Annotated in this window: 29 protein-coding genes and 1 riboswitch; of the genes, 23 read left to right on the top strand and 6 right to left on the bottom strand. The window is 73.3% G+C overall.

The genetic code is table 11. From position 1 onward, the window contains the following. Positions 1-24: 24 nt before the first annotated feature. Positions 25-624, bottom strand: coding sequence for a hypothetical protein (locus OERS_RS12855; protein WP_068626064.1), 600 nt, complete (start codon positions 622-624; stop codon positions 25-27). Positions 625-836: 212 nt separating this feature from the next. On the opposite strand from OERS_RS12855, the gene OERS_RS12850 reads away from it, so the two are divergent. The 5 genes from OERS_RS12850 to OERS_RS12830 all read left to right on the top strand — a co-directional run bounded on the left by OERS_RS12850 (position 837) and on the right by OERS_RS12830 (position 4,077). Then, a complete protein-coding gene (locus tag OERS_RS12850; protein ID WP_197487095.1) occupies positions 837-1,367 on the top strand; it encodes a DoxX family protein in 531 nt (176 codons plus the stop codon). Between the two features lie 189 nt (positions 1,368-1,556). Continuing rightward, positions 1,557-2,171, top strand: coding sequence for a DUF305 domain-containing protein (locus tag OERS_RS12845; RefSeq protein WP_068626063.1), 615 nt, complete (start codon positions 1,557-1,559; stop codon positions 2,169-2,171). Between the two features lie 92 nt (positions 2,172-2,263). Further along, positions 2,264-2,548: a response regulator transcription factor gene (locus OERS_RS12840; RefSeq protein ID WP_056654161.1), complete on the top strand. Its 285-nt coding sequence runs from the start codon at positions 2,264-2,266 to the stop codon at positions 2,546-2,548. A gap of 73 nt (positions 2,549-2,621) precedes the next feature. After that, positions 2,622-2,912 carry a DUF4287 domain-containing protein gene (locus tag OERS_RS12835; RefSeq protein WP_056654164.1) on the top strand — a complete coding sequence of 97 codons (291 nt, stop codon included), beginning with the start codon at positions 2,622-2,624 and terminating at the stop codon, positions 2,910-2,912. 202 nt (positions 2,913-3,114) lie between these two features. Then, positions 3,115-3,279: riboswitch (cyclic di-AMP (ydaO/yuaA leader) on the top strand. Then, positions 3,280-4,077 carry a C40 family peptidase gene (locus tag OERS_RS12830; protein WP_068626062.1) on the top strand — a complete coding sequence of 266 codons (798 nt, stop codon included), beginning with the start codon at positions 3,280-3,282 and terminating at the stop codon, positions 4,075-4,077. Between the two features lie 323 nt (positions 4,078-4,400). Here the strand turns inward: OERS_RS12830 and OERS_RS12825 are convergent, their stop codons facing one another. Then, on the bottom strand, positions 4,401-5,204 hold the full coding sequence (locus OERS_RS12825; protein ID WP_068626061.1) for a sulfite exporter TauE/SafE family protein: 804 nt from the start codon (positions 5,202-5,204) through the stop codon (positions 4,401-4,403). Between the two features lie 92 nt (positions 5,205-5,296). Between OERS_RS12825 and OERS_RS12820 the strand changes: the two genes are divergently transcribed. From OERS_RS12820 to OERS_RS12810, 3 genes are all read left to right on the top strand, one after another. Continuing rightward, entirely contained in the window at positions 5,297-6,097 is an 801-nt protein-coding gene (locus OERS_RS12820; protein ID WP_068626060.1) for an AraC family transcriptional regulator, read from the top strand. Between the two features lie 4 nt (positions 6,098-6,101). Beyond that, on the top strand, positions 6,102-6,734 hold the full coding sequence (locus tag OERS_RS12815; RefSeq protein ID WP_068626059.1) for a nucleoside/nucleotide kinase family protein: 633 nt from the start codon (positions 6,102-6,104) through the stop codon (positions 6,732-6,734). Positions 6,735-6,927: 193 nt separating this feature from the next. Beyond that, positions 6,928-7,449 (top strand): hemerythrin domain-containing protein, encoded by a 522-nt coding sequence (locus OERS_RS12810; RefSeq protein WP_083201429.1) that lies wholly within the window; start codon positions 6,928-6,930, stop codon positions 7,447-7,449. An 81-nt stretch (positions 7,450-7,530) separates the two neighbouring features. On the opposite strand, the gene OERS_RS12805 is transcribed toward OERS_RS12810, so the two are convergent. Continuing rightward, positions 7,531-8,265, bottom strand: a complete 735-nt coding sequence (locus tag OERS_RS12805) for a DUF4097 family beta strand repeat-containing protein (protein ID WP_068626058.1) — start codon at positions 8,263-8,265, stop codon at positions 7,531-7,533. Positions 8,266-8,604: 339 nt separating this feature from the next. Between OERS_RS12805 and OERS_RS12800 the strand changes: the two genes are divergently transcribed. From OERS_RS12800 to OERS_RS12780, 5 genes are all read left to right on the top strand, one after another. Beyond that, on the top strand, positions 8,605-9,843 hold the full coding sequence (locus OERS_RS12800; protein WP_068626057.1) for an ROK family transcriptional regulator: 1,239 nt from the start codon (positions 8,605-8,607) through the stop codon (positions 9,841-9,843). After that, positions 9,827-10,819 carry a polysaccharide deacetylase family protein gene (locus tag OERS_RS12795; RefSeq protein ID WP_068626056.1) on the top strand — a complete coding sequence of 331 codons (993 nt, stop codon included), beginning with the start codon at positions 9,827-9,829 and terminating at the stop codon, positions 10,817-10,819. The genes OERS_RS12800 and OERS_RS12795 overlap by 17 nt, the downstream gene beginning before the upstream one ends. Beyond that, a complete protein-coding gene (locus OERS_RS12790; protein ID WP_068626055.1) occupies positions 10,816-12,216 on the top strand; it encodes an MFS transporter in 1,401 nt (466 codons plus the stop codon). Before OERS_RS12795 ends, OERS_RS12790 begins: the two co-directional genes overlap by 4 nt. A 193-nt stretch (positions 12,217-12,409) precedes the next feature. Beyond that, positions 12,410-13,225, top strand: coding sequence for an MBL fold metallo-hydrolase (locus tag OERS_RS12785; protein ID WP_068626054.1), 816 nt, complete (start codon positions 12,410-12,412; stop codon positions 13,223-13,225). A gap of 76 nt (positions 13,226-13,301) precedes the next feature. Beyond that, on the top strand, positions 13,302-14,102 hold the full coding sequence (locus OERS_RS12780) for a class I SAM-dependent methyltransferase (RefSeq protein ID WP_068626053.1): 801 nt from the start codon (positions 13,302-13,304) through the stop codon (positions 14,100-14,102). 24 nt (positions 14,103-14,126) lie between these two features. Here OERS_RS12780 and OERS_RS12775 read toward each other — a convergent pair whose 3' ends face one another. Beyond that, positions 14,127-14,726: a TetR/AcrR family transcriptional regulator gene (locus OERS_RS12775; protein ID WP_056654187.1), complete on the bottom strand. Its 600-nt coding sequence runs from the start codon at positions 14,724-14,726 to the stop codon at positions 14,127-14,129. A 64-nt stretch (positions 14,727-14,790) separates the two neighbouring features. Here OERS_RS12775 and OERS_RS12770 point away from each other — a divergent pair, with 64 nt between their 5' ends. The 5 genes from OERS_RS12770 to OERS_RS22405 all read left to right on the top strand — a co-directional run bounded on the left by OERS_RS12770 (position 14,791) and on the right by OERS_RS22405 (position 17,851). Beyond that, positions 14,791-15,543, top strand: coding sequence for an SDR family oxidoreductase (locus OERS_RS12770; RefSeq protein ID WP_068626052.1), 753 nt, complete (start codon positions 14,791-14,793; stop codon positions 15,541-15,543). Between the two features lie 130 nt (positions 15,544-15,673). Further along, positions 15,674-16,312, top strand: a complete 639-nt coding sequence (locus tag OERS_RS12765; RefSeq protein WP_056654192.1) for an SRPBCC family protein — start codon at positions 15,674-15,676, stop codon at positions 16,310-16,312. A 79-nt stretch (positions 16,313-16,391) separates the two neighbouring features. Beyond that, a complete protein-coding gene (arfB, locus tag OERS_RS12760; protein ID WP_056654194.1) occupies positions 16,392-16,829 on the top strand; it encodes an alternative ribosome rescue aminoacyl-tRNA hydrolase ArfB in 438 nt (145 codons plus the stop codon). Positions 16,830-16,955: 126 nt separating this feature from the next. Continuing rightward, the gene (locus tag OERS_RS20700; RefSeq protein WP_082849130.1) at positions 16,956-17,561 is read left to right on the top strand and encodes a type II toxin-antitoxin system HicA family toxin; all 606 of its coding nucleotides are present in this window, start codon (positions 16,956-16,958) and stop codon (positions 17,559-17,561) included. 68 nt (positions 17,562-17,629) lie between these two features. Continuing rightward, on the top strand, positions 17,630-17,851 hold the full coding sequence (locus OERS_RS22405) for a helix-turn-helix domain-containing protein (RefSeq protein ID WP_169834224.1): 222 nt from the start codon (positions 17,630-17,632) through the stop codon (positions 17,849-17,851). Between the two features lie 223 nt (positions 17,852-18,074). Here OERS_RS22405 and OERS_RS12750 read toward each other — a convergent pair whose 3' ends face one another. Next, positions 18,075-18,884, bottom strand: coding sequence for an LppX_LprAFG lipoprotein (locus OERS_RS12750; RefSeq protein WP_068626050.1), 810 nt, complete (start codon positions 18,882-18,884; stop codon positions 18,075-18,077). Between the two features lie 265 nt (positions 18,885-19,149). Here OERS_RS12750 and OERS_RS12745 point away from each other — a divergent pair, with 265 nt between their 5' ends. Both OERS_RS12745 and OERS_RS12740 read left to right on the top strand, forming a co-directional pair. Further along, a complete protein-coding gene (locus OERS_RS12745) occupies positions 19,150-19,971 on the top strand; it encodes a mechanosensitive ion channel domain-containing protein (RefSeq protein ID WP_169834223.1) in 822 nt (273 codons plus the stop codon). Between the two features lie 73 nt (positions 19,972-20,044). After that, positions 20,045-20,995: a quinone oxidoreductase family protein gene (locus OERS_RS12740; RefSeq protein WP_068626048.1), complete on the top strand. Its 951-nt coding sequence runs from the start codon at positions 20,045-20,047 to the stop codon at positions 20,993-20,995. Between the two features lie 120 nt (positions 20,996-21,115). Here the strand turns inward: OERS_RS12740 and OERS_RS12735 are convergent, their stop codons facing one another. After that, positions 21,116-22,006, bottom strand: coding sequence for a pentapeptide repeat-containing protein (locus OERS_RS12735; RefSeq protein ID WP_068626047.1), 891 nt, complete (start codon positions 22,004-22,006; stop codon positions 21,116-21,118). A 211-nt stretch (positions 22,007-22,217) separates the two neighbouring features. On the opposite strand from OERS_RS12735, the gene OERS_RS12730 reads away from it, so the two are divergent. From OERS_RS12730 to OERS_RS12720, 3 genes are all read left to right on the top strand, one after another. Next, positions 22,218-23,159 carry an Lsr2 family DNA-binding protein gene (locus OERS_RS12730; RefSeq protein WP_139107824.1) on the top strand — a complete coding sequence of 314 codons (942 nt, stop codon included), beginning with the start codon at positions 22,218-22,220 and terminating at the stop codon, positions 23,157-23,159. 190 nt (positions 23,160-23,349) lie between these two features. Further along, positions 23,350-24,576: a sensor histidine kinase gene (locus OERS_RS12725; protein ID WP_068626045.1), complete on the top strand. Its 1,227-nt coding sequence runs from the start codon at positions 23,350-23,352 to the stop codon at positions 24,574-24,576. Then, positions 24,567-25,250 (top strand): response regulator, encoded by a 684-nt coding sequence (locus OERS_RS12720; protein WP_248948548.1) that lies wholly within the window; start codon positions 24,567-24,569, stop codon positions 25,248-25,250. Before OERS_RS12725 ends, OERS_RS12720 begins: the two co-directional genes overlap by 10 nt. Positions 25,251-25,340 lie beyond the last annotated feature (90 nt).

Raw genomic sequence — 25,340 nt, 5'->3', positions numbered from 1 at the left:
AGGTGCGAGCGCCGGGCATCGGCCTCAGCCCTCGATCGACGGCGCCGGGGGCGGTGTCGGGTCCAGGGTCACGAGGACGGCGGGGACCCTGCACCCGAGCGGAGCGGCGACGTCCATGCGCGTCACAATGGTGAAACCGTCCGCCGTGACCGGGGTGTCGAGCTCGACCTGTGCCCCGTTCGTGAGCGCCACCGAATAGTCCGTGATGCGCGCCCCGAGGGTCTCCCAGTCGATCACCCAGTACCGGGTCGGGAGGTCGCCGTCGACCAGGTCGGCAGGCAGCGCCCCGACCGAGGCGGCGAGGCCGTCGATCGCGACGACCACGTCGGCGAGCCGCGTCGCCTGCTCAGTCCCCGGCGCCGACACGTCGACCTCTGCGGCAGCAGCCTGGACGGCCGCACAGGGCTCGGCCAGCGCTGCGATCATCGGGGGGTTGTCAATGAGCTCGGGCGGGTCGTGCGACAGGTACGGCCCCAGGACCGTGACCGCTCCCCAGACGCACGCCGCAGCCAGACCGAGGCCCACGGCGCCGAACAGCCACGCCAGGAAGGGTCCCCACCCGCGGCGCCGGGGCGCGAGCTCGGCGGGTGACAGCGGCGGCATCGGCCCCGGGTTCGACGACATGGAGCGATCCTGGCAGCGCCGTCCCGCGCACGGCGAGGACACCCTCGGAACCGTGACCGCTTCGCAACCCCGTCGCGGGCCGAGCTCTCGACCGGCCTCATCTGGCCCTCATCCGCGGTGGCTACGCTCGGCGGCTCACCACCCATGCGGACGTCAGGGGGCTTTCTCCGCAGAGCGCCTCGTCGACTGCGCGCTCTCGACGAGGAGAACAGATGCCCAGCACGGAGACCGACGTGTCGACCCCGCAGACACTCCCCAGTGACGCACCCGCGCGGCAGGGGTTCGCGCGCCGCTCCGAGTCCGCGATCACCGCCCTGGCGGTCCACCTCGCCCGGTGGTCGATCCCGGCGCTCCGGATCACGCTGGGCCTGGTGTTCCTCGGCTTCGGGGTGCTCAAGCTCTTCCCCGGGGCGAGCCCCGCGGAGGAGATCGTGACGCAGACGGTCGGCGCGCTGACGTTCGGCGCCGTCGAGGGCGCGGCGGCCCTGGCCCTGACGGCGGTCGTCGAGACGTTCATCGGGTTGACGCTCCTGACGGGGCGGTGGCTGCAGGCAGGTCTCGTCGTGCTCGCGGTCGCGCTGGTCGGCATGATGTCGCCCGTGGTGCTGTTCGCCGGCGAGCTGTTCGGTGACGGCATGACGCTCATGGGGCAGTACGTGCTCAAGGACATCGTCTTCGTCGCGGCGGCCGGCGTGATCGCTGCGGCCACGCTCGGGGCCCGTCTGACGTGCGACGCCCGCTGAGGGCCTAGGCCCACCACGTCCGCAACCGCAGCCCGACGGCGCCACGCGCGTGCCGCCGTCGGGCCGCGGTCCCGCGGGGCTCGCCTCGCGAGGCACAGCCGACTCCCAGACTCGGCACCTACGCTGCTCGGACGCTCGCCGCACCGGCGCCCGCGTGCCCCGGCGATCCCGAGACACACCGGAGTCCTCATGAAGAAGCTGCCCGCCGTCCTCACCGCGCTCGTCGTGACAGCAGCCCTCGCGGGGTGCTCGACCGGAGGGGAAGCACCCCAGGCGGAGGCGCCGGCCTCGTCGGCCGCCTCGGAGGGGGCGGCGCCGGCCGAGGCGAACGACACGGACCTGCACTTCCTCGCGATGATGACCCCGCACCACGAGCAGGCCGTCGAGATGAGCGAGATCATCCTGGCCGTCGACGGCGTGAGCGACGCGACGCGCGACCTCGCGCAGCGGATCCTCGACGGGCAGGCCGAGGAGATCGGGATCATGCGCGGCTGGGCCGACGCGTGGGGGCAGGACGACCTCATGCAGATGCACTCGGTGCACGTCGCGAACGGCATGCTGACGGGCGACCAGATGGGGTCGCTCGAACGTCTCGCGGACGCGAGCGCGGGGGACGCGACAGCGGTGGCAGAGGCCGAGAAGACGTTCCTCGAGCTCATGCACTCGCACCACGAGGGCGCGATCGCGATGACGCAGGGCGAGATCGCGGACGGTGGGTACACCGACCTGCAGGACCTCGCGCAGCAGATGGTCGACGTGCAGACGGCCGAGATGGCCGAGATCGACGGGCTGCTCGGGCGGTAGCACCGCGCGCCTGCCCCGCCCCGCGCGAACGCTACCGGCCGGTAGCGGCCCGCCGTGGCTACACTCCCGGACGTCGGGAGAAGGGGGGCAGCATGGTCGACAGGGAGCTGTCGGAGATCGTCGGGACGCCCCAGGACGGGGGCCGGTCGGTACTGACGACGGTGCAGGTCTCGATCCTGTCGGGGCTGAGCGCGGGGCTCACGGACGAGGCCATCGCCGGTCGCCTCGGCATCAGCGTCCGCACGTGCCGTCGGCACGTGGCGACGCTCTTCCAGGTGCTCGGTGCGACGAGCCGTTTCCAGGCGGGGGTCCTGGCCGCGCAGCGCGGCTGGGTCGCGCGGCGCGTGCGGCACCGACCAGAAGGTGCGCCGTCCTGACCGATGAGTTCTGCTGGTCGGCGCGGTCTGACCCCTCGACCGCACCTGCTGGACCGAGAGAACCGAGGACCCCATGTCTTTTCAGGCGTACCTGGACACCATCGAGGACAAGACGGGGCTCACCCCGCGCGAGCTCCTGACGATCGCGCAGCAGAAGGGCTACGACGACCCGTCGGTCAAGGCCGGCGTGATCGTGGAGTGGCTCAAGGAGGACTACGACCTGGGTCGTGGCCACGCGATGGCGCTGGTCCACGTCATCAAGAAGGGGCCCACGATCGACAGCAAGCACGTCGGGTCGACCGGTACGCACCGCGACGAGTCGGACACCCTGTGGTTGGACGGCAAGGCGACCAAGCCCGCCTGAGGCGGGGCGTCCCGCCGTGCCCGACGGCGGCGCGCGCCCTCTCGCAGAAGGTGTGGTTCGTCGTCGAAAGGGATCGATGTCCGACTCGCGGCGTTCGTTACCTCACTGTGACAATCGCTCTCTTGCCATGTACCGTCGATTCTGCTTCGCAGAGAACCCTCTCGCCGGAGCCCTCGGGTGGACGCCGAACCCTGTCACCTCCCGAGGCCACGAACTACACCCATGACAGGGGTGGGGGACCCATTCTTGTGGGCACCGGAGACGGTGTCCTTGGGGTGAAGCCGCACGGACCTCGGTCCGCACGGCCGGGTGAGCTTCTCCGACCCGAACCCGACAGCTGACCTCTCAGGCGTCCAGGAGAACACTCGTGACCTCACGCACGTCCGCGCGCCATCGTGCTGCGCACCGTCCCATCACCCCCTTGACCTTCCTCGGACGATCCGCCGCGTCGAGCGTCAGCTCGGTCGCCCGCCGCAGCGCCGTCGTCGCGGCCTCGTCCGGCCTGCTGATCTCGGTCTTCACGGCTCCGGCGAACGCGGCCCCCTCGACCGACCAGGCGAAGACGTCGGTCGGTACGGTCGACCTCGCCGCCGTCACCGCACAGGCCCGCGAGGCCCTGCAGACCAGCCCCGTGGTCACGGTCGCCGCCGACGCGGCGCTCGCGATCGAGCAGGCCCCGGTCGCCGTGACCCCCGCACCGGAGCCCGAGCCCGAGCCCGTGCCGGCTCCCGCGCCTGCACCGCAGCGTGCCGCCGCGCCGTCGCGCTCGGTCGAGCGTGCCGCGCCCGCCGCGACCACGACCGTCCAGGCCGCCGCCCCGGCGCCCGCGGCCTCGGGCTCGTCGGTCGTCGACATCGCCATGAAGTACGTGGGCGTGCCCTACGTGTACGGCGGCTCCTCGCCCAGCGGGTTCGACTGCTCGGGCCTGGTCCAGTACGTGTACGGACAGCTCGGCGTCTCGCTCCCGCACCAGTCCGGTGCGCAGCGCAACGCGGGCACGGCCGTCTCGGCCTCGGAGGCTCGCCCCGGCGACATCATCTGGACCCCCGGTCACGTCGCGATCTACGCCGGCAACGGCATGCAGATCGAGGCCACGACCCCGGGCAGCACCGTCAAGTACAGCAAGATCTGGCAGAACAACCCGACGTTCGTCCGCGTCGGCTGATCTTCCCGCCCACGAGGCCCCGTCCACAGCACTGTGGACGGGGCCTCGTGCGTTCCCGGGCACGAGCGTGCGAGCGGGGCGGGACCCCGGGACGTCGCTCCCCGAGGTGCGCTCCACGAGATGCGCTCCCGGAATTGCGCTCCACGACCACCACCGCGGACGAGCTGTCAGAACGTGGCCGGGCCATACCCCGGCCACGTTCTGACAACTCATCCGGGGGCTCCGCAGCCAGTCGGCCGGCCGCGCCGCTGCCGCCGAGCTGTCAGAAGTGGCGCGGGCTCACCACCGGCCACGTTCTGACAACTGATCGGAGGCCGAGCCCGTCAGACGACGACGGTCGCCACGAGGACCACCGCGAGCAGCGCGAGGTAGGCCCGGGCGTGGACGCGGTCCGGCATCCGCCCGACGAACCGGCGCGTGAGCACGATCCCCAGGACGGATCCGATCGCCAGGCCGACGAAGGCCGAGAGGTCGACGTAGCCGAGGTGACCGGCCCCGAGGACCGAAGCCGAGGCGCCGCCGGCCACCACGTAGGTGATCGACGCCGCGACGGCGACGGGCAGGCCGAGCGGGTTGGCGAGACCGGCCGAGTCCGTCATGGACCAGCCGTGGCGACGGAAGAGCGGGACCGTCATGACGCTGCCGCCCACGCCCAGCAGCGCCGCGACCGCGCCCACCGCGGGCCCGACGACGATGGTCGTCGCTCGGCCCAGCGGACGCGCGGGGCGTGCCGTGGCGAGGAACCCCGGGCGCAGCACCGCGTTGAGGAGCGTGACGGCGAGGTAGACGACGAACGCCCATCGCAGCGCCTCGCCGGGCACCAGGCCGGCGACCGAGGCGCCGAGCGCAGCGCCGATGGCGATGAACGCCATGAGGGGCCAGAGCGCGTCGGTCCTCAAGGTCCCTGCACGGTGCTGGGCGAACGTCGCGACACCCGCGTTGACGACCATGACCGCGGACGAGGTGGCGACCGCGACGTGCATCCCCATGTCCTCGGCGAGCGGCGCGGATCCGGGCCCCGAGAGGAGCCAGAGCAGCAACGGGACGATCATGAAGCCGCCGCCGAAGCCGAAGAGGACGGTGGTGACGCCGGTGAGGCATCCGGACAGGAGCAGGACGAGAAACATCAGGGTCCACGCTAAGAAGCGAGCCCGTGGCGTGCATCCGCGGATGTGCCAGGTTCTTTCGCGATCACGCCAGCGCTGGGTAGGGTCGCGGTGTGCGCAACACCCCGATCGACCTGGTCGACGACGCCCCGCGCGACGTTCTCCCGATCGGCACCGACTATGCGATGGGCGAGGTGCTCGTCCCGCACCGTCACCGCCGGGCTCAGCTGCTGTACGGAGCGACCGGGGTCATGCACGTCGAGACGGACGACGGCAGCTGGGTCGTCCCGACGCACCGCGCCGTGTGGATCCCCCCGGAGACCGTCCACCAGGTCACGATGTACGGCGTCAGCACGTGCAGCCTCTACATCGAGCCCGTCGCCGCGCCGTGGGGACCGGCCACGTGCGAGGTCGTCACGGTCTCGCCCCTCGCCCGGCAGCTCCTCCTCGAGGCGGCCGACCTCCCCGTGGAGTACGACGAGCACGGCCGGGACGGCGCGCTGGTCCGGCTGCTCCTGTTCGAGGTGTCGCGCATGACGCCCCTGCCGTTGCACGTCCCGCTGCCGAGCGACCGCGCGCTGCTGGCGATGTGCCGCACGTTCCTCGACGCCCCGGACGCGCACGCCTCGCCCGTCGTCTGGGCGGCCGCGCTGCACGTGAGCCTGAGGACGTTCAACCGCCGCTTCGGGGCGCAGACCGGGCTGACCTTCGACCGGTGGCGACAGCGCGCGTGCGTGCTGGCCGCCCTGCCCCGGCTCTCTGCGGGAGAGTCCGTGACGCGCGTCGCCGGCGCGCTGGGGTACGAGAGCCCGGCCGCCTTCTCGACCATGTTCCGCCGGGTCCTCGACGCGAGCCCGCAGGAGTACCTCGGCACGGGAGCGCGACCGAGCCGTCTCGGCGCCGTGACATCCTGACGCGATGCGCGTCGAGCCGGTCAGCCCCGAGGTCCTGGTCGCGCGGGTCGCCGCGCTCGTCGTTGAGCGGCCCCGCACGGACGGGGCGTTGCGCGTGCTCGTCGACGGCCACCCCTCGACGCACCCGGAGACGCTCGCCGACCTGCTCGTCGAGCCCCTGCGCGTCGCGGGCCGCCCGACGGCGCGCGTCAGCGTGCGCGACTTCCTGCGGCCCGCGTCGGTGCGGCTCGAGCACGGCCACGAGGACCCGGACGCCCTGCTCGACGAGTGGATCGACGTCGGTGCGCTGAACCGGGAGGTGCTGTCCGCCGTCGGGCCTGCGGGGGAGGGGCGCTACCTCCCGAGCCTGCGCGACCCCGTGACCTCGCGCTCGACGCGGGCGGGCTACGTCGAGGCGCTCCCGGGGCTGGTCGTGCTGCTCGACGGGTCGCTGTCGCTCGGCCGCGGGCTCGACGTCGACCTGACCGTCCACCTCGCGCTCCAGGGCGCGACGGTCGCGCGACGCACGCCGCCCGCCGACGCCTGGACCCTGCCCGCGTACGCGCGGTACCAGGGCGAGGTCGCGCCCGAGCGGACGGCCGACGTGGTCGTGCGCGTCGACGACGCGCGCCGCCCGGCATGGGTCACGCAGGGGTGAGGCGTCGCGCGGAGGGGGAGCGACGTCGTCGGGCGGCAGGGACCTCCCGCGGCCCGACGACGGCGCGCGCCCCGCACGCGAGCGTCCGGTAGGGTCTGCGCAGCGTCGCGTGCCGGTGGCAGACCGTGTCAGGCATGGAGGCGCCGGACACGAAGGAGCCCGACGATGACCGCGTCGCCCCCTTCGCCCTCACGTGACTGAGGGCGAGAAGAACCACCTCGCCGAGACGCCGGAGCTCGTCGAGACCGGTCTCCCCGAGACACCCCGGCTCGTCGCCTGGAGCCGCGAGCTGCGGGCCGTGCACGACCGGCTGCGCGAGGCGCTGCGCGTGACCCGTGCCGCGCTCGACGACGGAGTGCCCGCCGAACCCGCGACCCGCGACCTGCTGCTGTTCTGCCACGGATTCTGCACCGCGCTCACGGGGCACCACGAGGGCGAGGACCGCGAGCTGTTCCCCGCGATCGCGGCCACGCACCCCGAGCTGGTCGGGACGTTGCGGAACCTGAGGCAGGACCACTCGATGATCGAGCACCTGCTGGGCGGCCTGACGGCCGCGGTGGACCGGGCGGCGCCCCCGGACGAGCTCGAGCGTCACCTCGAGGGGGTCGCCGCGATCATGGAGTCCCACTTCCGGTACGAGGAACGCATGCTCCTCACGGTGCTCGACACCCTGGCGCTCGACGCGGACGTGCGCGAGGTGCTCGGGCCGCTCTGAGCGGCGGCGGGGCGATCGAGGTCGGCGTGGCCTCGGCCCGGCCGACCCGGCCGAACCGGTCGGCCCCGCCCGCCCAGCACCTCAGCCCTGGGCGACCGTGACCCGCCCGTTCGACGACTGCGCGTCGAGGTGGAACTCGCCGTCGGGGTCGTCCGGCACGGAGACGTCGGTGCCGCCGAGGTCGGTGGACGCGCTCACGCGGTAGCTGCCCTCGGGGACCGTGAGCTGCACCGTGCCGTTGTCGGTCGTCGCGCGGACGTCCTGCGGGGTCGCGAGCGTGAGCTCGATCGAGCCGTTGGAGGTCTCGACGTCGACGCCCTCGGTGCCGCCCAGCCCGGTCCCGGTGATCTTCCCGTTCGAGGTCCGCGCGAGGACCCTGGCGTCGACGCCGGTGAGCGTGACGGACCCGTTGCTCGTCCGGACGTCGACCGCGCCGGTCCGGTCCAGGTCGATGCTCCCGTGCGACGTCTCGCCCGTGACGGGCAGCCCCGCGGGCAGGTCCACGGTGTAGCTCGCGGAGCAGTGGCGACCGCAGCCCGAGAGCACCAGGACGCCGTCCTCGATGCGGTGCGTCTCGCTCGCGGGGTGCTCGCCCACGTAGTCGACGGTCCGCTCGATCGACAGCCCGGTCGCGTCGTCGGACCCGCGGAGCGTGACGGACCCGGCCTCGAGGTCGAGCCGGACCGAGGTGATCCCGGCGTCCTCGGTGTAGGTGTCGGTGGCCGTCGTGCGGGGTCCGAACCCGCACGCCCCGAGGGCGAGCGCCGCGACGGCGACGAGTCCCGCCGTGGCCAGCCGTCGGTGTGTGGCCTGCATGTCGTGCCCCTGTCGTCGAGATCGGTCGGTGGCCGGGCGCATGCCGGCGAGGTCTGCTCGGTGGGCCCCACCCCCCAGCGGGGCCCACCACGATCGAGGCTAGGCCGCCCGAGGGTTCCGCGAACATCGGGCATTCCCCCCATCTCCGGCTCGGGGTTCACCCCGAGAGCCGCAGAGATCCGCGCGTGAGGGTCGGAAGATCCGGGCAGGGAGCCGGACTGGGACGCCAGTCCCGGCTCGACGCGCGCCCGAAACACCCCCGATGTACTCTCGCTCGGTAGGTAACCTTCCGACCTACTCATGTCCCAGGGGAACGACCGTCAACGGAGAGCGGTAGACATGCTTCTTGCAGGAGACCAGCGACTGCTCCGGGAGATCAACGCCCGGGCCGTCCTCGATGTGCTCGACGCCCACGACACCCTCGGCAGACCCGAGATCGTCGCGGCCACGGGCCTGTCCAAGACCACCGTGGCCCACACGCTGCGCACCTTCGTCGAGCAGGGAGTCGTCGAGGAGGCCGGGCTCGACCACGAGCGCCGCGGCCCCGCGGCCACGCTCTACCGGGTCGACCCGGAGCACGGCTACGCGCTCGCGGTCGACATCGGCCACGTGCGCGTCCGGGTCGCGCTGATCGACCTCGTCGGCCGCATCCGCGCCCGCGCCGAGCAACCCCTGTCGGCCAAGGACCCCGCGGCCCGCGCGAGCGTCGTCGAGAACCTCGCCGCCCACTGCGTCGCCGCGGTGGGCCACGACGTGGGGACCGCGTCCGTCGCGATCCGGTGCGCCGTCGTCGGGCTCCCCGCGATCGTGGACCTCGACCACGCCATGGTGCGCCGCGTCCCCGGCCTCGAGAAGGGCGGGCCCACGCTGCACGCCGCCCTCGAGGAAGGCCTCGGCTGCCCCGTCCTGCTCGAGAACGACGTCAACCTCGCCGCGATCGCCGAGCAGCGCTCGGGCGCGGGCAAGGACCTGAGCTCGTTCGTCCTGCTGCGCCTCGGGATCGGGGTGGGGGCCGGGATCGTCATCGACGGCAAGCTCTACCGCGGCGCGTCCGGCGGCGCCGGCGAGGTCGCGTTCCTGCCGCAGCCCGGCCGCGCGCTCGGCGCGGAGAGCATCGGCGCCGCGTCGCTCGCGACGGCCGCGCGCGACGCGGGCCTGCCCGCCGACCTGGCGCCGCACGAGGTGCTCGACCTCGCGGCGGGCGGCGACGAGCGCGCGGTCGCGGTCGTCGACGAGCTCTCGGGGCGCCTCGCCGTGCTGATCGCCTCGATCTCGCTCCTGCTCGAGCCGCAGAAGATCTTCCTCGCGGGCGTGGCCTCCGAGGACGCGGTCCTGCGCCGCGTCCAGGCGTACCTCGCCGACAGGGTCGGCATCCTGCCGATCGTGGTCGAGCCCAGCAGGGTCGCCGCCGACGCGGTCCTGCTCGGCGCGGCAGCCCTCGCGCGGGACACCCTCCGCGACCAGGCCTTCTCGGCCGCGGTCCGCCGGGCGGCCGAGTCGGGCGACGTGCCCGACGACGCCGCGCACCCCGACTCCGACCTCACCTCCCAGGAACCCGACGATGCCCGCACCTTCTGACCTCGTCGCCCGGCTCGGCCTCCCGCCGGGCGCGCGGGCGCTCATCCTCAACGCCGACGACCTCGGGATGTGCCGGGCCGCGAACCGCGCGATCACCGAGCTGCTCGTCGACGGCCACCTGGACTCGACGACCCTCATGGTGCCGTGCCCCTGGGCTCCCGAGGCGCTCGCGTTCGCCGCGAGCCGCACCGACCTGGACCTCGGCGTCCACCTGGTGCTCACGAGCGAGTGGACGAGCTACCGCTGGCGTCCCCTCACGGGCGTCGGGACCACGCTCGTCGACGCGGCCGGGTACTTCCCGGCCGACTGCCGGACGGTCGAGGAGCAGGCGAGCGACGCGGACGTCGCGGCCGAGCTCGCCGCGCAGCTCGATGCCGCGCTCGCCGCGGGCATGGACGTCACGCACCTCGACAACCACATGGGCTCGGTCTACGGCGTCGAGACGGGGCGCACGTTCCTGCCGCAGGTCTTCGAGCTCGCGGCGCGCCACGGCCTGCCCTTCCGCCTCCCGCGCACGATCGGCGGCATGGGCCTGCCCGACGCCTACCAGGGGGTGCTCGACCAGGCCACGGCCGCGGCCGACGCCGCGGGGGTGGTGATCCTCGACCACCTGCTGACCCACCCGTTCGAGCTGCTGGGCGAGGGCACCGCGGAGGAGGAGGACTACGCCTCGATGAAGGCCACCTTCCTCGACCTGGTGCGCGGGACCGAGCCCGGGGTCACCGAGTTCTTCCTGCACCCCATGCTCGACGACGACGAGCTCGGCGACGTCGCGGACTTCGCGGTCGCCAAGCGCGGGTTCGAGCGCCGGCTCCTGGCCGACCCCGACGTCGCGGCGACGCTCGCCGAGGAAGGGATCGTGCGCGTGGGCTGGCGCGACCTGCGCGACGTGCAACGGGGCCTGCCGCCCCGGGTGCGCGACGCCTCGGGCGCCCCGGCCGCACGGGTGGGCGACGCCGTCGGGGGTGCGCGATGAGCGCCCTGACCACGCTGCGCGACCGCCGCCTGACCGGGCTGCCCACGCGCGGCCAGACGCTCGCCTACGGCGCCTCGGCGTTCCCCGCGAACCTCATGGCGCAGACGTTCTCGGCGTTCGTCGTGTTCTTCTACGTCGACCACCTCAAGCTCCCCGCGGGCTGGGTCGCGGGCGCGATGATCGCCCACGGCATACTCAACGCGGTCCTCAACCCGCTCGTCGGCGCGGCCTCCGACCGCCACCGCACGCGCTGGGGGCGCCGCGTCCCGTGGATCGGCCTGGGGATCATCCCGCTCGTCGCGGCGTTCTCGCTCGTGTGGATGCCGCCGGACCTGAGCGCGCAGGGCCTGCTGGTCTGGTTCCTCGTCGTGGTCGCGGTCTACGACGTCGCGTACGTCGTGGTCGTCCTCAACACCTCGGCGCTCTTCCCGGAGATCTTCCGCACGACGGCGGAGCGCGCCCGGGGCAACACGCCCCGCCAGATCTTCGGCCTGGTCGGGATGATCCTGGGGACCGCGGCGGCGCCGCTGCTCTACGGGTCGCCGCTCGGCTGGGTCGGCATGGCGGTCGTGCTCGGGGCGCTGTGCCTCGGGTTCTACCTGTGGTCGCTCCTGGGCATGATCGAGCGGCCCGTCGACGAGGTCGCGGTCAAGGCCCGCGAGGCCGCGCTGCCCCTCAAGGACCAGCTGCGGTACACGTTCGCGAACAAGGCGTTCGTGACCTACGTCCTGGGGTCGCTGCTGCTGCAGTCGACGACCGCGATCCTGCTGGCCTCGGTGCCGTTCTACGTGCGCTACGTGCTCGGCGGGGCCGAGGCCGACGCGACGCTCGTGCTCGCGCCGATCTTCGTGGTCGCGATCCCGGCGATCGTCGGGTGGTCGTGGGTCGTGCGCAAGGTCGGTCCGCGCAACGCGCTGCTGTGGTCGGTCGCGGCGTACGGCGTGGCCGTGGGGCTGTTCATGGTCCCGGGCTCGATGCCGGGCGCGATGGCCGTCGCGGGTCTCGTGGGCATCGGCGTCGCGGGCATGATGCAGCTCCTCGAGGTCGCGCTCGGACAGGTCATCGACGACGACGAGCGCCGCACCGGGCTGCGACGCGAGGGCATGTACTTCGGGGTCAACGGGTTCGTGGTGCGCGGCTCGGTCATCGTGCAGGCCGTGGTGATCGCGGTGGTGCTCACGACGTCGGGCTACGACGCGGGGCTCTCTGTGGCCGACCAGCCCGAGACCGTGTCGACGGGCATCCGTGTGCTCATGGGCGGCGTGCCGTTCGTCGTGGCGGGGCTCGCGTGGCTCTGCTTCTGGGCGTACCCGCTGCGCGGGCAGGACGTGCCGCCGGCCGGTGACGCGGTGGCGGACGGCGACGAGCCTCGCGATGCCGAGGTGCTGAGCCGCTGACCCTCGCGGTGCCAGGGCGGCGTGCTGAGCCGGTCACCCGCACCTCGCGCCCCCGACGAGTTGTCAGAGCCGGCCCGGGCCATAGCCCGGGCCGGCTCTGACGACGCAGCTCGCGGGTGTCGGTGGGTGGGTGTTGCATGGGTCGTGCTCGCTCCGGCTGCCTGCCGGACCGACGACGGAGAGGACGACCCCGATGACGTGGTGGATCTGCCGGACGTGCGCCGTGGAGCACGCCGAACGGCCCGAGGTGTGCGCGATCTGCGCCGACGAGCGCCAGTGGGTGCCCGCGGACGGCCAGGCGTGGACGACGCTCGACGAGCTCGCGGCCGAGGGGCACGAGGTCTCGGTGACCGAGCTCGAGCCCGACCTGTTCGCGCTCGACGGGCACCCGGGCGTGGGGATCGGGCAGGAGTCCAAGATCGTGCGGACCCCGGCCGGGATGCTGCTGTGGGACCCGGTCGGGTACCTCGACGACGAGGCCGTGCGGCAGGTGCGCGCGCTGGGCGAGGTCGTCGCGGTCGTCGCGAGCCACCCGCACATGTTCGGCGTCCAGGTCGAGTGGAGCCGGGCGCTCGGCGGCGTGCCGGTCCTCGTGGCCGAGGCCGACGCGGGATGGGTCGCCCGCCCCGACCCGGTGATCGAGACCTGGTCGGGGGACCGCGAGGTCCTGCCGGGCGTGACCCTGAGCCAGCCCGGCGGGCACTTCCCCGGCAGCGCGGTGGTCCACTGGGCCGCGGGAGCCGAGGGGCGCGGGGTCCTGCTCAGCGGGGACACGATCTTCGCCAACCCGGACCGCACCTCGGTGAGCTTCATGCGCAGCTACCCCAACCGGATCCCGTTGTCGGGGTCCGTCGTGGACCGGGTCGCGACGCACGTCGAGCGCTTCGCGTTCGACCGGCTCTACAACAACTTCGAGGGCGTGATCCCGGTGGACGCGCAGGCCGTCGTGCGGCGCTCGGCCGACCGGCACGCGGCCTGGGTGCGCGGGGACTTCGACCACCTCACGTGACGGGGCCGGTGCGTGCCGACGGGATCGAGGACCGGAGACCGTGGACAGCGTCGCGCGGCCCCGGCAGGATGACCGCGTGAACACCCGCCCCGCACTGGACCCCGAGATCCTCGCGTTCTACTCCGACCGCTACGAGGAGGACACGCGGCTCCGGCGCACCGCCCACGGCCGCCTCGAGATGCTGCGCACGCGCGAGCTCCTCGGCCGGTTCCTCCCGGCTGCCCCGGCGCACGTCGTCGACGTCGGCGGTGCCACGGGCGTGCACGCGCGCTGGCTCGCCGAGGCCGGCCACACGGTCGACCTGATCGACCCCGTGCCCTCGCACGTCGCCCGGGCGGGCGAGATCCCCGGTGTCCGGGCGCAGACCGGCGACGCGCGGGCGCTGCCCTTCGACGACGCGTCGGCCGACGTCGTGCTCCTCCTCGGACCGCTCTACCACCTCACGGAGCGACGCGACCGGGTGCTCGCGCTGCGCGAGGCCGCTCGCGTCGCGCGTCCCGGGGGCCTCGTGGTCGCGGCGGCCATCAGCCGCTACGCGGGCCTGCTCGAGCTCGCGGCCCTCGGGGAGGTCTCCGCCGAGAACGAGCCCGCGCTGCGCAAGGCCCTCGAGACCGGCCTGCACGACCCGCGCTCGGGCTTCACGACCGCGTACTTCCACCTCCCCGAGGAGCTCTCGGGCGAGCTCGCCGAGGTCGGCCTCGACGCGGTCACGGTCTACGGGGTCGAGGGGCCCAGCGCTCCTGCGCTCGACAACCTGCCGCTCGACCAGGCCGAGCCCATGCTCGGGTCCGCGATCCGTGCGGCCCGCCTGCTCGAGACCGACCCGGCCATGATCTGCGCGAGCCCGCACTTCCTCGCGGTCGGCCGGGTGCTCTGACGCGCCCCGCCCGGCGAGCCCGTCCTACGCCGCGACGCCCCGCAGCACGTTGTCGACGAGCGCGTCCGCGAACTCGACCGTGAGCGGGTGGTCGGGCGTGAGCAGCCGGTGGTAGCAGGCGCCCCAGAGCTGGTCGACGACGACCTGCGGGTCGGCGTCCGCGCGCATCTGGCCACGCTCCTGCGCGCGCCGCATGACCTCGGCAGCACGTTCCCGCCGCGGCACGGTGTAGTGCTCGAGCAGCGAGGCACGCAGCTCGGGGTCCGTCTGCGCCTGCCCGATCAGCTCGGCCATGACCCTGCCTGCGGGGGTCTCGGTGAGCAGGCGGACGAACGCGTGGAGCTGCGTGCGCAGGTCGGCCGTGAGGTCGCCCGTGTCGGGGAAGGCGAGCGTGGGCTCGACGGTCGCGCGGTACCCGTCGAACGCGAGCGCTCCCTTGGAGGGCCACCACTTGTAGATCGTCATGCGGCTCGCCCCCGCGAGCGTCGCGACCTTCTCGATCGTGAAGGCCGCCATGCCCTCGCGCAGCAGCAGGTCGCCGGCCGCCGCGAGGATCTCCTGACGGACCTCGTCGCTGGGGCGTCGCCCGCGCCCTCGCCGCTTGGCGGGTTCCTCGTTGGCCACTGTGTCCACCTTCCGTCGACCTACATATTGACACACTGTCCATATCCAGCGTTATATGGATCGCATGTCCATTAATCAGGAAGTCCACCCGACGAACCGCGTAGCGATCGTCACCGGAGCCTCGGGCGGGATCGGCCGAGCGGTCGCCGAGCGCCTGGCCCAGGACGGCCAGACGGTCGTCGTCGCCTATGCGGGCAACAAGGCCCGGGCGGACGAGGTCGTCACGACGATCCGCTCCGCGGGCGGCACCGCGACGGCCTTCCAGGCCGACGTGGCCGACGAGCAGCAGGTCGCCGCGCTCTTCGCGCACGCCGAGTCCGAGCACGGGGGAGCCGACGTCGTGGTGCACACGGCCGGCGTCATGCTCCTCGCGCCCCTCGTCGAGCTCGACCTCGACGACTTCGACCGCATGGTGCGGACCAACGTGCGCGGGACGTTCGTCGTCCTGCGCGAGGCCGCGCGCCGAGTTCGGGAGGGTGGGGCGATCGTCAGCTTCTCGTCGTCGGTCACCCGCCTCGCGTTCCCGACCTACAGCGCCTACACCGCGACCAAGGGGGCCGTCGACGCGGCCACGCTCGTCGTGGCCAAGGAGATGCGCGGACGCGACGTGACGGTCAACGCGGTGGCGCCCGGCCCCACGGCGACCCCGTTGTTCCTCGACGGGAAGTCGGACGAGCAGGTCGCGGGCCTGGCGCAGGCCGCGCCCCTCGAACGTCTGGGGGTCCCCGACGACATCGCCGAGGTCGTCTCGTTCCTCGCCGGCCCCGCCCGTTGGGTCAACGGTCAGGTCCTGTACGCCAACGGCGGGATCGCCTGACGGCGGCTTCCACGGTGCCGGTCTCCGAGAGGCCCGGGTCGCTTGTGCAATCCGTCACAAGCGCGGTCCAGGGGTCCGGTGAGATGGGACGATCGAGACGGTCCGAGGTCCCCCGCCGAAGGAGAGTGCCATGCGTCCGCTCGTCAGAAGGACGGTCGCTGCAGCGACCGTGATCGGCGCCCTTCTCCTGACCCGGCGTCTGACCATGACCTGGGGGACCAGGGACGGCGAGCCGTCCGACGTGCTCCCGGGCGACGAGATCGTCCCGCAGGCCGAGGCCGTCGCGACCCGGGCGGTCAGCATCGACGCCCCGCCGCACGAGGTGTGGCGCTGGCTCGTCCAGCTCGGCCAGGGCAGGGGCGGCTTCTACAGCTACGAGTGGCTCGAGAACCTCGTCGGCTGCGACATCCAGAACGCCGACCGGATCGACCCGCAGTGGCAGCGCCTCGCGGTGGGCGACGACGTCCGGCTCCATCCCGACCTCGCGCTGCGCGTCGCCGCCATGGTCCCCGAGCGTCACCTGGTGCTGCGAGGCGCGGGCCCGGTCGAGGCGTCCGCGCCTCCCTACGACTTCAGCTGGTCGTTCGTGCTGCGTCCCGCCCCCGACGGGGGCACGCGCCTGATCGTGCGCGAGCGCTACGGGTACACGCGCTGGTGGGCGGGGGCGGTCGTCGAGCCGGTCCAGCCCGTGAGCTTCGTCATGAGCGCCGGCATGCTGCGCGGGATCCGCGACCGCGCCGAGGGACGCGTGGGCGCGGCGAGCGCCTGAGGCGAGCGCCGCCGTCGGGCAGGACGCGCGTCCTGGTGACGAGGACGCCGAGCCCCGCCCGAACCGGGATGATGGTCTCGTGTCCGTCGCCCCGCACCGAGGTCTCGCGGTGAGCCCTGCCCTGACGATCCCCGAGGGTGAGCTCGCGTGGCGCTTCTCGCGCGCCTCGGGCCCGGGTGGCCAGGGCGTCAACACCACGGACTCGCGCGTCGAGCTCTCGTGGGACGTCGCCGCGTCGGTCGTCCTGAGCGACTCTCAGCGGACCCGCCTGCGCGAGCGCCTCGACAAGCGGCTCGTCGGCGACGTGCTCACGGTCGTGGCCTCCGAGCACCGCGAACAGCTCCGCAACCGAGCGGCCGCCCGCACCCGGCTCGCGGCGCTCGTCGCCGAGGGCCTCGCCCCGCCCGCGCGCCAGCGGCGAGCGACGCGCCCTACGCGCGGCTCGCAGGAGCGCCGCCTCGCGGCGAAGAAGCAGCGCACCACGACCAAGCAGATGCGCCGCCGCCCCATGGACTGACCCGGCCCGACGGCGCCACGCGCCGGCGCACCGCCGTCGGGTCCCGATTGGCCCCTGCCCCAGACACGTACGGCAGTTACTAGTCCCCCCTTCACGTGAAGAACAAGAGGGGGGTAGAGTAGAATCGTGCCGAAGCCACAGAAGTACCGTGACGTGATCAAGGCCCTCAAGGCCAACGGCTGGGTGCTTCTGCGCGACGGCAAGGGGAGCCACGAGTTGTGGGGGCTGCCGGACGAGAGCCAGAAGGCGTCGATCCCTCGCCACGGCGAGGTCTCGGCCGGGATCGTTGGACAAACTGATCAAGAAGCTCGACCAGGCCCCGCAGAACTGGCGATGAAAGGAGCAAGCATCATGAGCAGCACGACCTATCAAGCGCAGGTGCGCCGAGACGGCCGGTGGTGGTTCGTCTACGTTCCCGAACTCGACACTGCCGGTCAGGCACGCACCCTGTCAGAAGCCCGCGACGTTGCCCAAGAGGTGATTGGCCTCTACCTCGATATCGAGCCTGAGACCGTGTCCGTGGAACTGGAGATCGAACTCCCCGAAGCGGCACGTGAGCTATGGACCGTCGCCGCCGAACGCGAAGCCGAAGCCCGCGCAGCCGTCGCCGCCGCCGCAGCCATGCGCCGCGAAGCCATCCGAAAGATGACCCACGACGGCATCAGCCAGGCCGACTGCGCCCGCGCCCTCGGCATCAGCCAACAGCGCGTCAGCCAACTCATTCACAGCTAGACAGGCCCACCGACCGCGACCACGTGCCCGGTGGTCATGGACTACCGAGTCTTCGAAGCCACTGCCGCATGCGCGGGAGGACGTCGAAACTCACCTCCGCCCAACAACGCCACGTCCCGGCCCTCCACACCGCCGGCGAACACACCAGCGGCGACCTCGCTGAGCGCTTCGGCGTCTCACGCGCCACCATCCAGCGTGCTCTTGTCGCAGTGGGGCGTGGTCGCCGGTCCAGCCGCCAACGCGAGGAACGGCCCCGAACCTGGAAACGGTCCGGCACGCCGGGACCATGAGGGCTTCATCCGGCCCCCACGTGACCAGGGTTGCTGGGCTGCCCAGGGTTCGTTGACTCCTGACAAGTAGCGGCCGTGGGGCTCTGGCGGTCATAGACCGGAGCCCCACGGGCTTGCACAAGCGACTACAGCGGCCACATCCACGCTACGTGCGCACAACGGAGACGAGCGCGATCGGGTGCGCGCAACAGCCGAGGCCCAGGGCCTCAGGAGGTCGCTCGGATCAGAAGAGCGGCTCGGTCGAGATCTCGTCGGCCGACGGGGCGACGACCTGGAGGTCCTCGCCCCAGTTGGAGAACGTCATCTCCATGGACGTGCCCATGACGTCCATGACGACCTTGCGCATGAGGTCGTCCGCGTCGACCCAGTACTGGTAGGTCAGGGTCTCGGGGAGGGCCGTGCCCGCGGCGTCGGCCTGCTCCTTGATCGAACCCGTGAGCTTGGTCGTGTCGACCACGACCGTGTACTGCTGGGCCTTGACGCCGTCGAGGTCGACCGGCTCGCCCTCCTTCTCGACGCTCGTGATCGCGCCCTCAAGCGCCTCGACGCTCGCGGCGGGGTCCATCTGCTCGGTCAGGCCCTCGAACGACGACGCCATGGGGTTGGACTCGTCCGCGGGGTCGATCGCGACGAACTTGTTCTGGCTGAGCTCGCCCATGTTCATGTAGAAGATGCCGTCGACGAACCGGACCTGCATCTCGCCCGAGCCCGGGACCGTCATGGTCATGGCGAGGTTCTGCGACCCGTCCTTGAAGACGATGTCACCCGCCATGTCCATGCTCGTGCCCTGGACCTCGGTCGTGGTCGCCATCGAGACGCTGCCCGCGGCGATCTGCGCGTCGGTGATGCGCTGGACGAAGTTCTCGGCCGTGAGGTCCGACGAGGCCTCCTTGGCGGGAGCCTTGTCCGACTCGGACGAGGCGGAGGCGGAGGACGACGAGGCGGGCGCGTCCGTGCCGGACGAGCAGGCGGCGAGGCCGAGGACCCCGACGGAGGCGACGGACAGGACGGCGATACCGCGGACGAGACGCACGAAGAAGGCTCCCTCAAGGGTGGTGGGGTGGTGTGGCGTGGGGCCACGTCTCCACTCTCCGTGGTGGGCGGACGTTGCGCAATGGGGAGTTGTCCCCCGGAGGGATGATCTTTGCCCCCGGCTCCGTCCGCCCCGCGGAGCGGGACCCCGGGTCCCGGCCCGGATGCCGACCCCCTCCCCGGGTGCGAGCATCGACGTGGCGCGTGCCGCCGTCGGGCCCGTGGGGCAGGGCGGGCACCGCGCCCCGACGCCCGGGAGGAGCCGCGTGATCGACACCGTGACGAGCTGGTTCTCCGGCAGCGACATCACCGGGTGGGACGTCCTGTTCGCGGTGCTCGCGGTGCTCGGCGCCTGGATCCTGTCGCGCCTGTCCCGCAAGGCGATCGTCGCGATCGGTGCCCGCACCAAGGGGCTGTCGCCGCAGCTCCTCGCGGTCGCGACCCGCGTGGTGCACTACTTCCTGCTCCTCGTGGGGATCGGGCTGGCGCTGGCGTTCCTGGGCTTCCGCACCGAGCCGATCCTCGGCGCGGTGATCGTCGTCGTGATCGTCGCCGTCCTCGCGCTGCGGGGGATCGCGGACAACTTCGGCGCCGCGATCATCCTCCAGACCCGCATGCCCGTGCGCCTGGGCGACGAGATCGAGTCGATGGACTGGACGGGCGTCGTCAAGGAGCTCAACGGCCGGTCGGTCGTCATCCGCACGGTCGACGGGCGCGAGGTCCACCTGCCCAACGCCGCGGTGCTCGCGGCCCCGCTCGTCAACCACTCGGTGCTCGGCGCACGCCGCGCCACGGTCGAGGTGCGGCTCGGCGACGCGCTGCCCGACGAGGTCGCGACCAGCGTCCTGCACGCGGTCGGTGGGGCGCACGGCGTCCACAAGCGGCCGGCCCCGGAGTTCCTGACGGTCTCGGTCGAGCCCGCCCGGACGACCGTCCACGTCCGCTACTGGCACGCGCCCACGACCGAGCCGCACGTGACGTCGGCGGTCGTCGCGGCCATCGGCGAGGCGCTGCGCGATCGCCCCGGCGAGTGGGCCGTCACGGGTCAGGTGCCCGCACCGCCGCTCGTCCCGCCCGCGCCCGTCTGACGGGCGTCGTGCTCGCACCCCGCCGACCGGGCGAGCATCGGACCCGTCCAGCAACCGAGAGAGAGGACCCACCGTGCACGCCGCCCTCGTCACCTCGTTCGACCGGCCCCCGCAGTACACGGAAGTGCCGGACCCCGAGCCCGGACCGGACGAGGTCCTGGTCCACGTCCTGGCCGCCGGGCTGCACCCCCGCGTCCGGTCGGGGGCAGCCGGCACGCACTACACGAGCGACGGCGCGCTGCCCCTCGTCCCCGGGTTCGACGGCGTGGGCCGCACCGAGGACGGCCGTCGGGTGTTCTTCGCGGGGCTCCACGCGCCGCGCGGCAGCATGGCCGAGCTCGTCGCCGTCCCCGCAGGGCGCCTCGTCGAGCTGCCCCCCGGGCTCGACGACGTGACGATCGCCGCGGCCATGAACCCTGCGATGTCGGCGTGGCTCGCGCTGCGGCACCGCGCGGACCTGCAGCCGGGCGAGAGCGTCCTGGTCCTGGGCGCGACGGGCAACGCGGGCCGCCTGGCCGTGCAGCTCGCACGGCACCTGGGGGCCCGGCGCATCGTGGGCGCGGGGCGTGACGCGACCTCGCTCGAGGTCGTGCATCGCCTGGGGGCCGACGCGATCGTGCCGCTCACGGCCGACGACGTCGCCGAACGTCTCGCCCGCGAGGCCGCCGACGTCGACGTGGTCGTCGACTACGTCTGGGGAGCCCCGACCGAGCAGGCGCTCGCGGCCGTGACGGGTGCTCGGAGCGATCCCGCCCACCTCCTGCGCTGGGTGCACGTCGGCGCGACCGCAGGGCCCACGATCACGCTGCCGGCGGCGACCCTGCGCAAGACCAACGTGCAGGTCAGCGGGAGCGGGCAGGGCTCGGTGTCGCCCGAGGGCATGGTCGGTGCGATCACCGAGCTCGCGACGCTGCTGCCGCAGGTGCGGCCCGCGGTCGACGTCGTCGCAGTCCCCCTGCGCGAGGTCGCGGCCGCCTGGGAGGCGAGGACCGCGTCGGGCACGCGGGTCGTCCTGGTCCCGTGACGCCCGTCGCTCGTCCCTCGACGAGCCGGCGACGTACGCCGGGTCCGACGGGAGCGGCGCCCCGGGGGGACTCGCCGCGGACGCCGCTGCGCCGCCGGGCTGTCCTCCTGCCCGACGGCGTCACGCGCGCCGGGCGCGCGACCTCGCCACGGGCGGTGCGCCCCAGTGCGCCGGGCGGGTCAGGCCCGCGGGGAGCCGCGTGGTCGCGTCGCCCCGCGCGGCGTCGACCTGTACCTGGGTGACGAAGAGCGCGTCGGTGAGGTCGGCGCCCGAGAGGTCCGCCCCGCGCAGGTCCGCCCCGACGAGGTCGGCGCTGCGCAGGTCCGCGCCCCGCAGGTCCGCCCCCACGAGCAGCGCGCCGCGGAGGCTCGCGCCCCGCAGGTCCGCGCCCGCCAACCGCCGCCCGACCAGGTCCGCACCCCGGCGGTCCGCGCGCCTGCCCCGCGGCTGGTGCACCGAGCGGGCACGGGCCGCCTCGCTCGCGCGCACCAGGAGGGGGTTCACGCCGTCGCGCAGCGCCCCGAGATCCAGGGCGAGCAGCTCGTCCGCTGAGCCGGTCGAGAGGAGGTCGATCCGCTCGACGGCTTGGGTGAGCTCCGCCGCGAGCGACACGTCGTGGCCCAGCGTCAGCGCCTGGGCCTCGGTGAGGTACCAGAGCAGCTCGTGGACGTGGCGCAGCACGGGCAGCAGCGCGAACATCGACGACCGCACCTCCGGGTGCTCGCGCCAGTCCTGGCCCGCGAAGGTCGAGCGCGAGATCTTCTGGCCCGCGCCGAAGCAGTCGTAGACCGTGCAGCCCACGAACCCGCGCTCACGCAGCTCGGGGTGGATCCCGCAGCTGTGGTCGGGACGCAGGTTCCGGCACGGTTCGCCGGCGTCCTTGTCGATCGGGAAGTCGGCCGAGCGCGTGAACGCCAGCGCCACGCAGCACAGCCCGAAGCAGCTCTCGCAGTCCGCGTGCAGGCCGAGGCGCTCGCGGTCGGCGTCGGGGTGCGCGGTGGTCGGGGGCATGGGGCTCCTGGCGGGTTGCGGGGGTCGTGGTCGATCGGCGGTGCGAGGCGTGCTCGTTCCCAGTACATCGCGCCCCGGGTGCCCGGGTCGAGCGAGTTGTCGAGACGCCGGGCCCGGAGGACATGGGCGCCCGCGGGGCCTTCGTCCGAGATGTGAAAGAGTTGACGCGCGCACATCGGTCGGTGTGGGCATCGTTCGCGGAGAGGTCGTCATGGGTCTGCTGAGCTGGTTCAAGGGTCGTCGGAAGAAGGCGGAGGACGCACCGGTGGTGAGCGTCGCGTCGCTGTTCGACGACGCTCAGAAGACCCCCGTCGCACCGGCCGTCGAGCAGGCGCCCGTCGAGACACCTGCCGCAGCACAGGCTCCCGCCCCCGCCGCTGCCGTCGAGCCCGCGGCGACGCCCGTCGCCATCGCGGTCCTCGAGCGCGAGGAGGTGCTGGAGTCGGAGGTCGCTGTCGAGGTCGCGACGGTCGAGCAGGTCGAGCCGGTGAAGCCGGTCGAGCCGGCTGCCGAGGTCGCGGAAGCTGCGTCCGAGCCTGCTGAGCCGGTCCTCGAGTCCGCGCCCGTCGTGCCGGTCGCCGCGGCGAAGCCCGCCGTGGCCGACGCACCCGTCGAGCCCCAGACCGCTGAGGTCACCGAGATCACTGAGGTCACCAAGTCCGACACGGACGTCGCGGCTACCGAGGTCGACGCAGCGTCGGCGACGCCGGTCGACGAGTCGGCAGTCGTGGAGATCGAGGTCGACGCGGTCGAGACGGTTGCTGCCGCAGAGCCCGAGACCGCGCCCGAGCTGGCCGAGCCGGTCGCCCCGGAAGCGGCCGAGCAGGCAGGAGAGCCCGTCCTCGAGACGGCGCCCGCCGTCGAGCCTGCCGAGCAGGTCGTCGCGCCTGTCGCCGAGGCTGAGGCCGCCGTCGAGCCCGCGCCCGCCGTCGAGGCTGAGGCCGCCGTCGAGCCCGCGCCTGTCGTCGAGGCTGAAGCCGCCGTCGAGCCCGCCACCGCCGTGGCACCCAAGAGCACCGCCTACCTGCTGCCCGGCGAGACGACCGCAGCGATCCGCGCGTGGGCCCTCGCGAACGGCCACACCGTGAGCCCCAAGGGCCGCCTGCCCAAGGCGGTCCTCACCGCGTACCGTGCGGCGAACGGCGAGAGCTGACGATCGCGCGCTGAGTGCGGAGTTCTTGCGCGAAACGCCCGGCGTGTCGCGCAAGAACTCCGCACTCACGGGCCAGGCCGCCAGCCGCCCGCCCGGGGAGCCAGCGGGCTCCGCACTGATCCTTTGGTCTGACGCAGGGTCGTCCCGACTGCCGATGTGCCCCGGCGGGCCGCGCGCATAGTCTCGCGGCATGCCGACCGACACGTACGTCCCCCGCTCCGCCTGGGGCATCCTCTGGCGCCTGGCCGTTGCGCTGGGGGCAGGGTTCCTGACCTTCGGGCTCGTGCTCTCGGACATCCCGGTCGAGCCGACCGCCCGCCAGGGGCTCTTCGTGCTGCTCGACCTCTTCCTGGGCGTCGTCGCGATCGTCCTGATGCCGTTCAGCCGGCACGCACCCCTGACGATCGCCCTGATCCTCGCGGCACTCTCGGGGTTCTCGGGCTTCGCGCTCGGTGCGGTCTGCATCGTGCTGGTCTCGCTCGCGACGCGCCGCCGCTGGCAGGAGATCGCTGCGGTCGGGATCGTGTGGTTGGCGTCGACGCTCGCGTTCGAGGCCCTGCACCCGACGCTCGACCTCCCGTGGTGGGGTGCGGTCCTCGTGGTGCTCTCGGTGCTCGTCTACGGTCTCCTCGTGGCGATCGGCGTCTCGATCGGCAACCGTCGCGACCTCCTGGTCTCGCTGCGCGAGCGTGCCGAGACGGCCGAGCGCGAGCAGGCCGCGCGGCTCGACCAGGCGCGGACGACCGAGCGCACGCGCATCGCCCGCGAGATGCACGACGTCCTGGCGCACCGCATCTCGCTCGTCGCGATGCACTCCGGGGCGCTCGCGTACCGCACGGACCTCACGCGGGAGGAGACGTCGGCGGCCGCCGCCGTGATCCAGGACAACGCGCACCTCGCGATGACCGAGCTGCGCGAGGTCCTGGGTGTCCTGCGCGAGACCGACGTCCCGGCGGGCGTGCCCGAGCGCCCTCAGCCGACGCTCGACGCCCTGCCCGACCTGCTGGACGAGGTCCGCGGCCTCGGTGGTGGCGACGCCGACGTCGGCTGCGAGATCGCCCCCGCGACGGCCGAGCGGCTCCCGGACCTGCCGGAGCAGACGAGCCGGAGCGCGTACCGGATCCTCCAGGAGTCGCTCACGAACGCGCGCAAGCACGCTCCCGCAGCGCCCGTGCGCGTCGAGATCTCGGGGGAGCCGGGGGAGGGGCTCGTGCTGCGGGTCACCAACCCGCTCGTCACTCTCTGCACTGTCCGCGTGCCCGACGACGGCGCCGCCTCGCGCACGTCGGGTGCGCCGCCGTCGGGCCTGGGGCTGACCGGGCTCGCCGAGCGCGCCCGCCTCACGGGCGGCGAGCTCCGTGCCGCGCCCGACGGGGCCGGGTCCTTCGTCGTGAGAGCGTGGCTCCCGTGGACGTGACCCCCGAGACCCCCGATCCGGTACCCCTGCGGGTCGTCCTGGTCGACGACGAGACCCTGGTGCGTGCCGGGCTGCGCCTCATCCTGGGCGGCGACCGGTCGATCGAGATCGTGGGCGAGGCCGCCGACGGCGTCGCGGCGGTCGCGGAGATCGCGCGCGCCCGGCCCGACGTCGTCCTCATGGACATCCGGATGCCGCGCCGCGACGGCCTCGCGGCCCTGGAGATCGCGCGCGCCGCGGACCCGGGGCTCAAGGTCATCGTGCTCACGACGTTCGATGCCGACGACATGGTGCTGTCCGCGCTCCGGCTGGGCGCGGCCGGGTTCCTGCTCAAGGACACCCCGCCCGCCGAGCTGGTCGCGGCGGTCCGCCTCGTCGCCGAGGGGCGCTCGATGCTGTCGCCGTCGGTCACGCAGCAGCTCATCGCCGCGGTCGCGCGGGCGCCGGCCGACGACCGTGCGGCCTCCGCGCGCGAGCGTCTGTCGCGCCTGACCGAGCGCGAGCGGGAGGTCGCGGTCGCGATCGGGTCGGGGCTGTCCAACGCGGACATCGCCGCGGCGCTGTTCCTGAGCGTCGCGACCGTCAAGACCCACGTGGGGCGGGTGCTCGACAAGCTCGGGGCCGAGAACCGCGTGCAGGTCGCGATCTGCGTGCACGACGCCGGCCTGGCCTGAGACGCGCGTGCGGCTCGTGCCCTGGCTAGCGCGGTTCCGTCGTCCTCCGGGCCGCGTCGCGGACCCTGGCAGGCGACGGCCTCCGAGGCC

The sequence above is a fragment of the Oerskovia enterophila genome (assembly GCF_001692445.1).
In the GTDB taxonomy this organism is placed as follows: Bacteria; Actinomycetota; Actinomycetes; order Actinomycetales; family Cellulomonadaceae; genus Oerskovia; species Oerskovia enterophila.
Note: the sequence above shows the minus strand (reverse complement) of the source record. Positions and strands in the feature narration are given on the sequence as shown.

Coding starts and splice junctions, on each gene's coding strand:
- OERS_RS12730 (WP_139107824.1), top strand. CDS start 22,218: ATGGGTCTGCTGAGCTGGTTCAAGGGTCGTCGGAAGAAGGCGGAGGAC.
- OERS_RS12790 (WP_068626055.1), top strand. CDS start 10,816: ATGAGCGCCCTGACCACGCTGCGCGACCGCCGCCTGACCGGGCTGCCC.
- OERS_RS12735 (WP_068626047.1), bottom strand. CDS start 22,006: ATGCCCCCGACCACCGCGCACCCCGACGCCGACCGCGAGCGCCTCGGC.
- OERS_RS12835 (WP_056654164.1), top strand. CDS start 2,622: ATGTCTTTTCAGGCGTACCTGGACACCATCGAGGACAAGACGGGGCTC.
- OERS_RS12800 (WP_068626057.1), top strand. CDS start 8,605: ATGCTTCTTGCAGGAGACCAGCGACTGCTCCGGGAGATCAACGCCCGG.
- OERS_RS12805 (WP_068626058.1), bottom strand. CDS start 8,265: ATGCAGGCCACACACCGACGGCTGGCCACGGCGGGACTCGTCGCCGTC.
- OERS_RS12765 (WP_056654192.1), top strand. CDS start 15,674: ATGCGTCCGCTCGTCAGAAGGACGGTCGCTGCAGCGACCGTGATCGGC.
- OERS_RS12795 (WP_068626056.1), top strand. CDS start 9,827: ATGCCCGCACCTTCTGACCTCGTCGCCCGGCTCGGCCTCCCGCCGGGC.
- OERS_RS12840 (WP_056654161.1), top strand. CDS start 2,264: ATGGTCGACAGGGAGCTGTCGGAGATCGTCGGGACGCCCCAGGACGGG.
- OERS_RS12825 (WP_068626061.1), bottom strand. CDS start 5,204: ATGTTTCTCGTCCTGCTCCTGTCCGGATGCCTCACCGGCGTCACCACC.
- OERS_RS12725 (WP_068626045.1), top strand. CDS start 23,350: ATGCCGACCGACACGTACGTCCCCCGCTCCGCCTGGGGCATCCTCTGG.
- OERS_RS12850 (WP_197487095.1), top strand. CDS start 837: ATGCCCAGCACGGAGACCGACGTGTCGACCCCGCAGACACTCCCCAGT.
- OERS_RS12855 (WP_068626064.1), bottom strand. CDS start 624: ATGTCGTCGAACCCGGGGCCGATGCCGCCGCTGTCACCCGCCGAGCTC.
- OERS_RS12770 (WP_068626052.1), top strand. CDS start 14,791: ATGTCCATTAATCAGGAAGTCCACCCGACGAACCGCGTAGCGATCGTC.
- OERS_RS22405 (WP_169834224.1), top strand. CDS start 17,630: ATGCGCGGGAGGACGTCGAAACTCACCTCCGCCCAACAACGCCACGTC.
- OERS_RS12845 (WP_068626063.1), top strand. CDS start 1,557: ATGAAGAAGCTGCCCGCCGTCCTCACCGCGCTCGTCGTGACAGCAGCC.
- OERS_RS12815 (WP_068626059.1), top strand. CDS start 6,102: ATGCGCGTCGAGCCGGTCAGCCCCGAGGTCCTGGTCGCGCGGGTCGCC.
- OERS_RS12785 (WP_068626054.1), top strand. CDS start 12,410: ATGACGTGGTGGATCTGCCGGACGTGCGCCGTGGAGCACGCCGAACGG.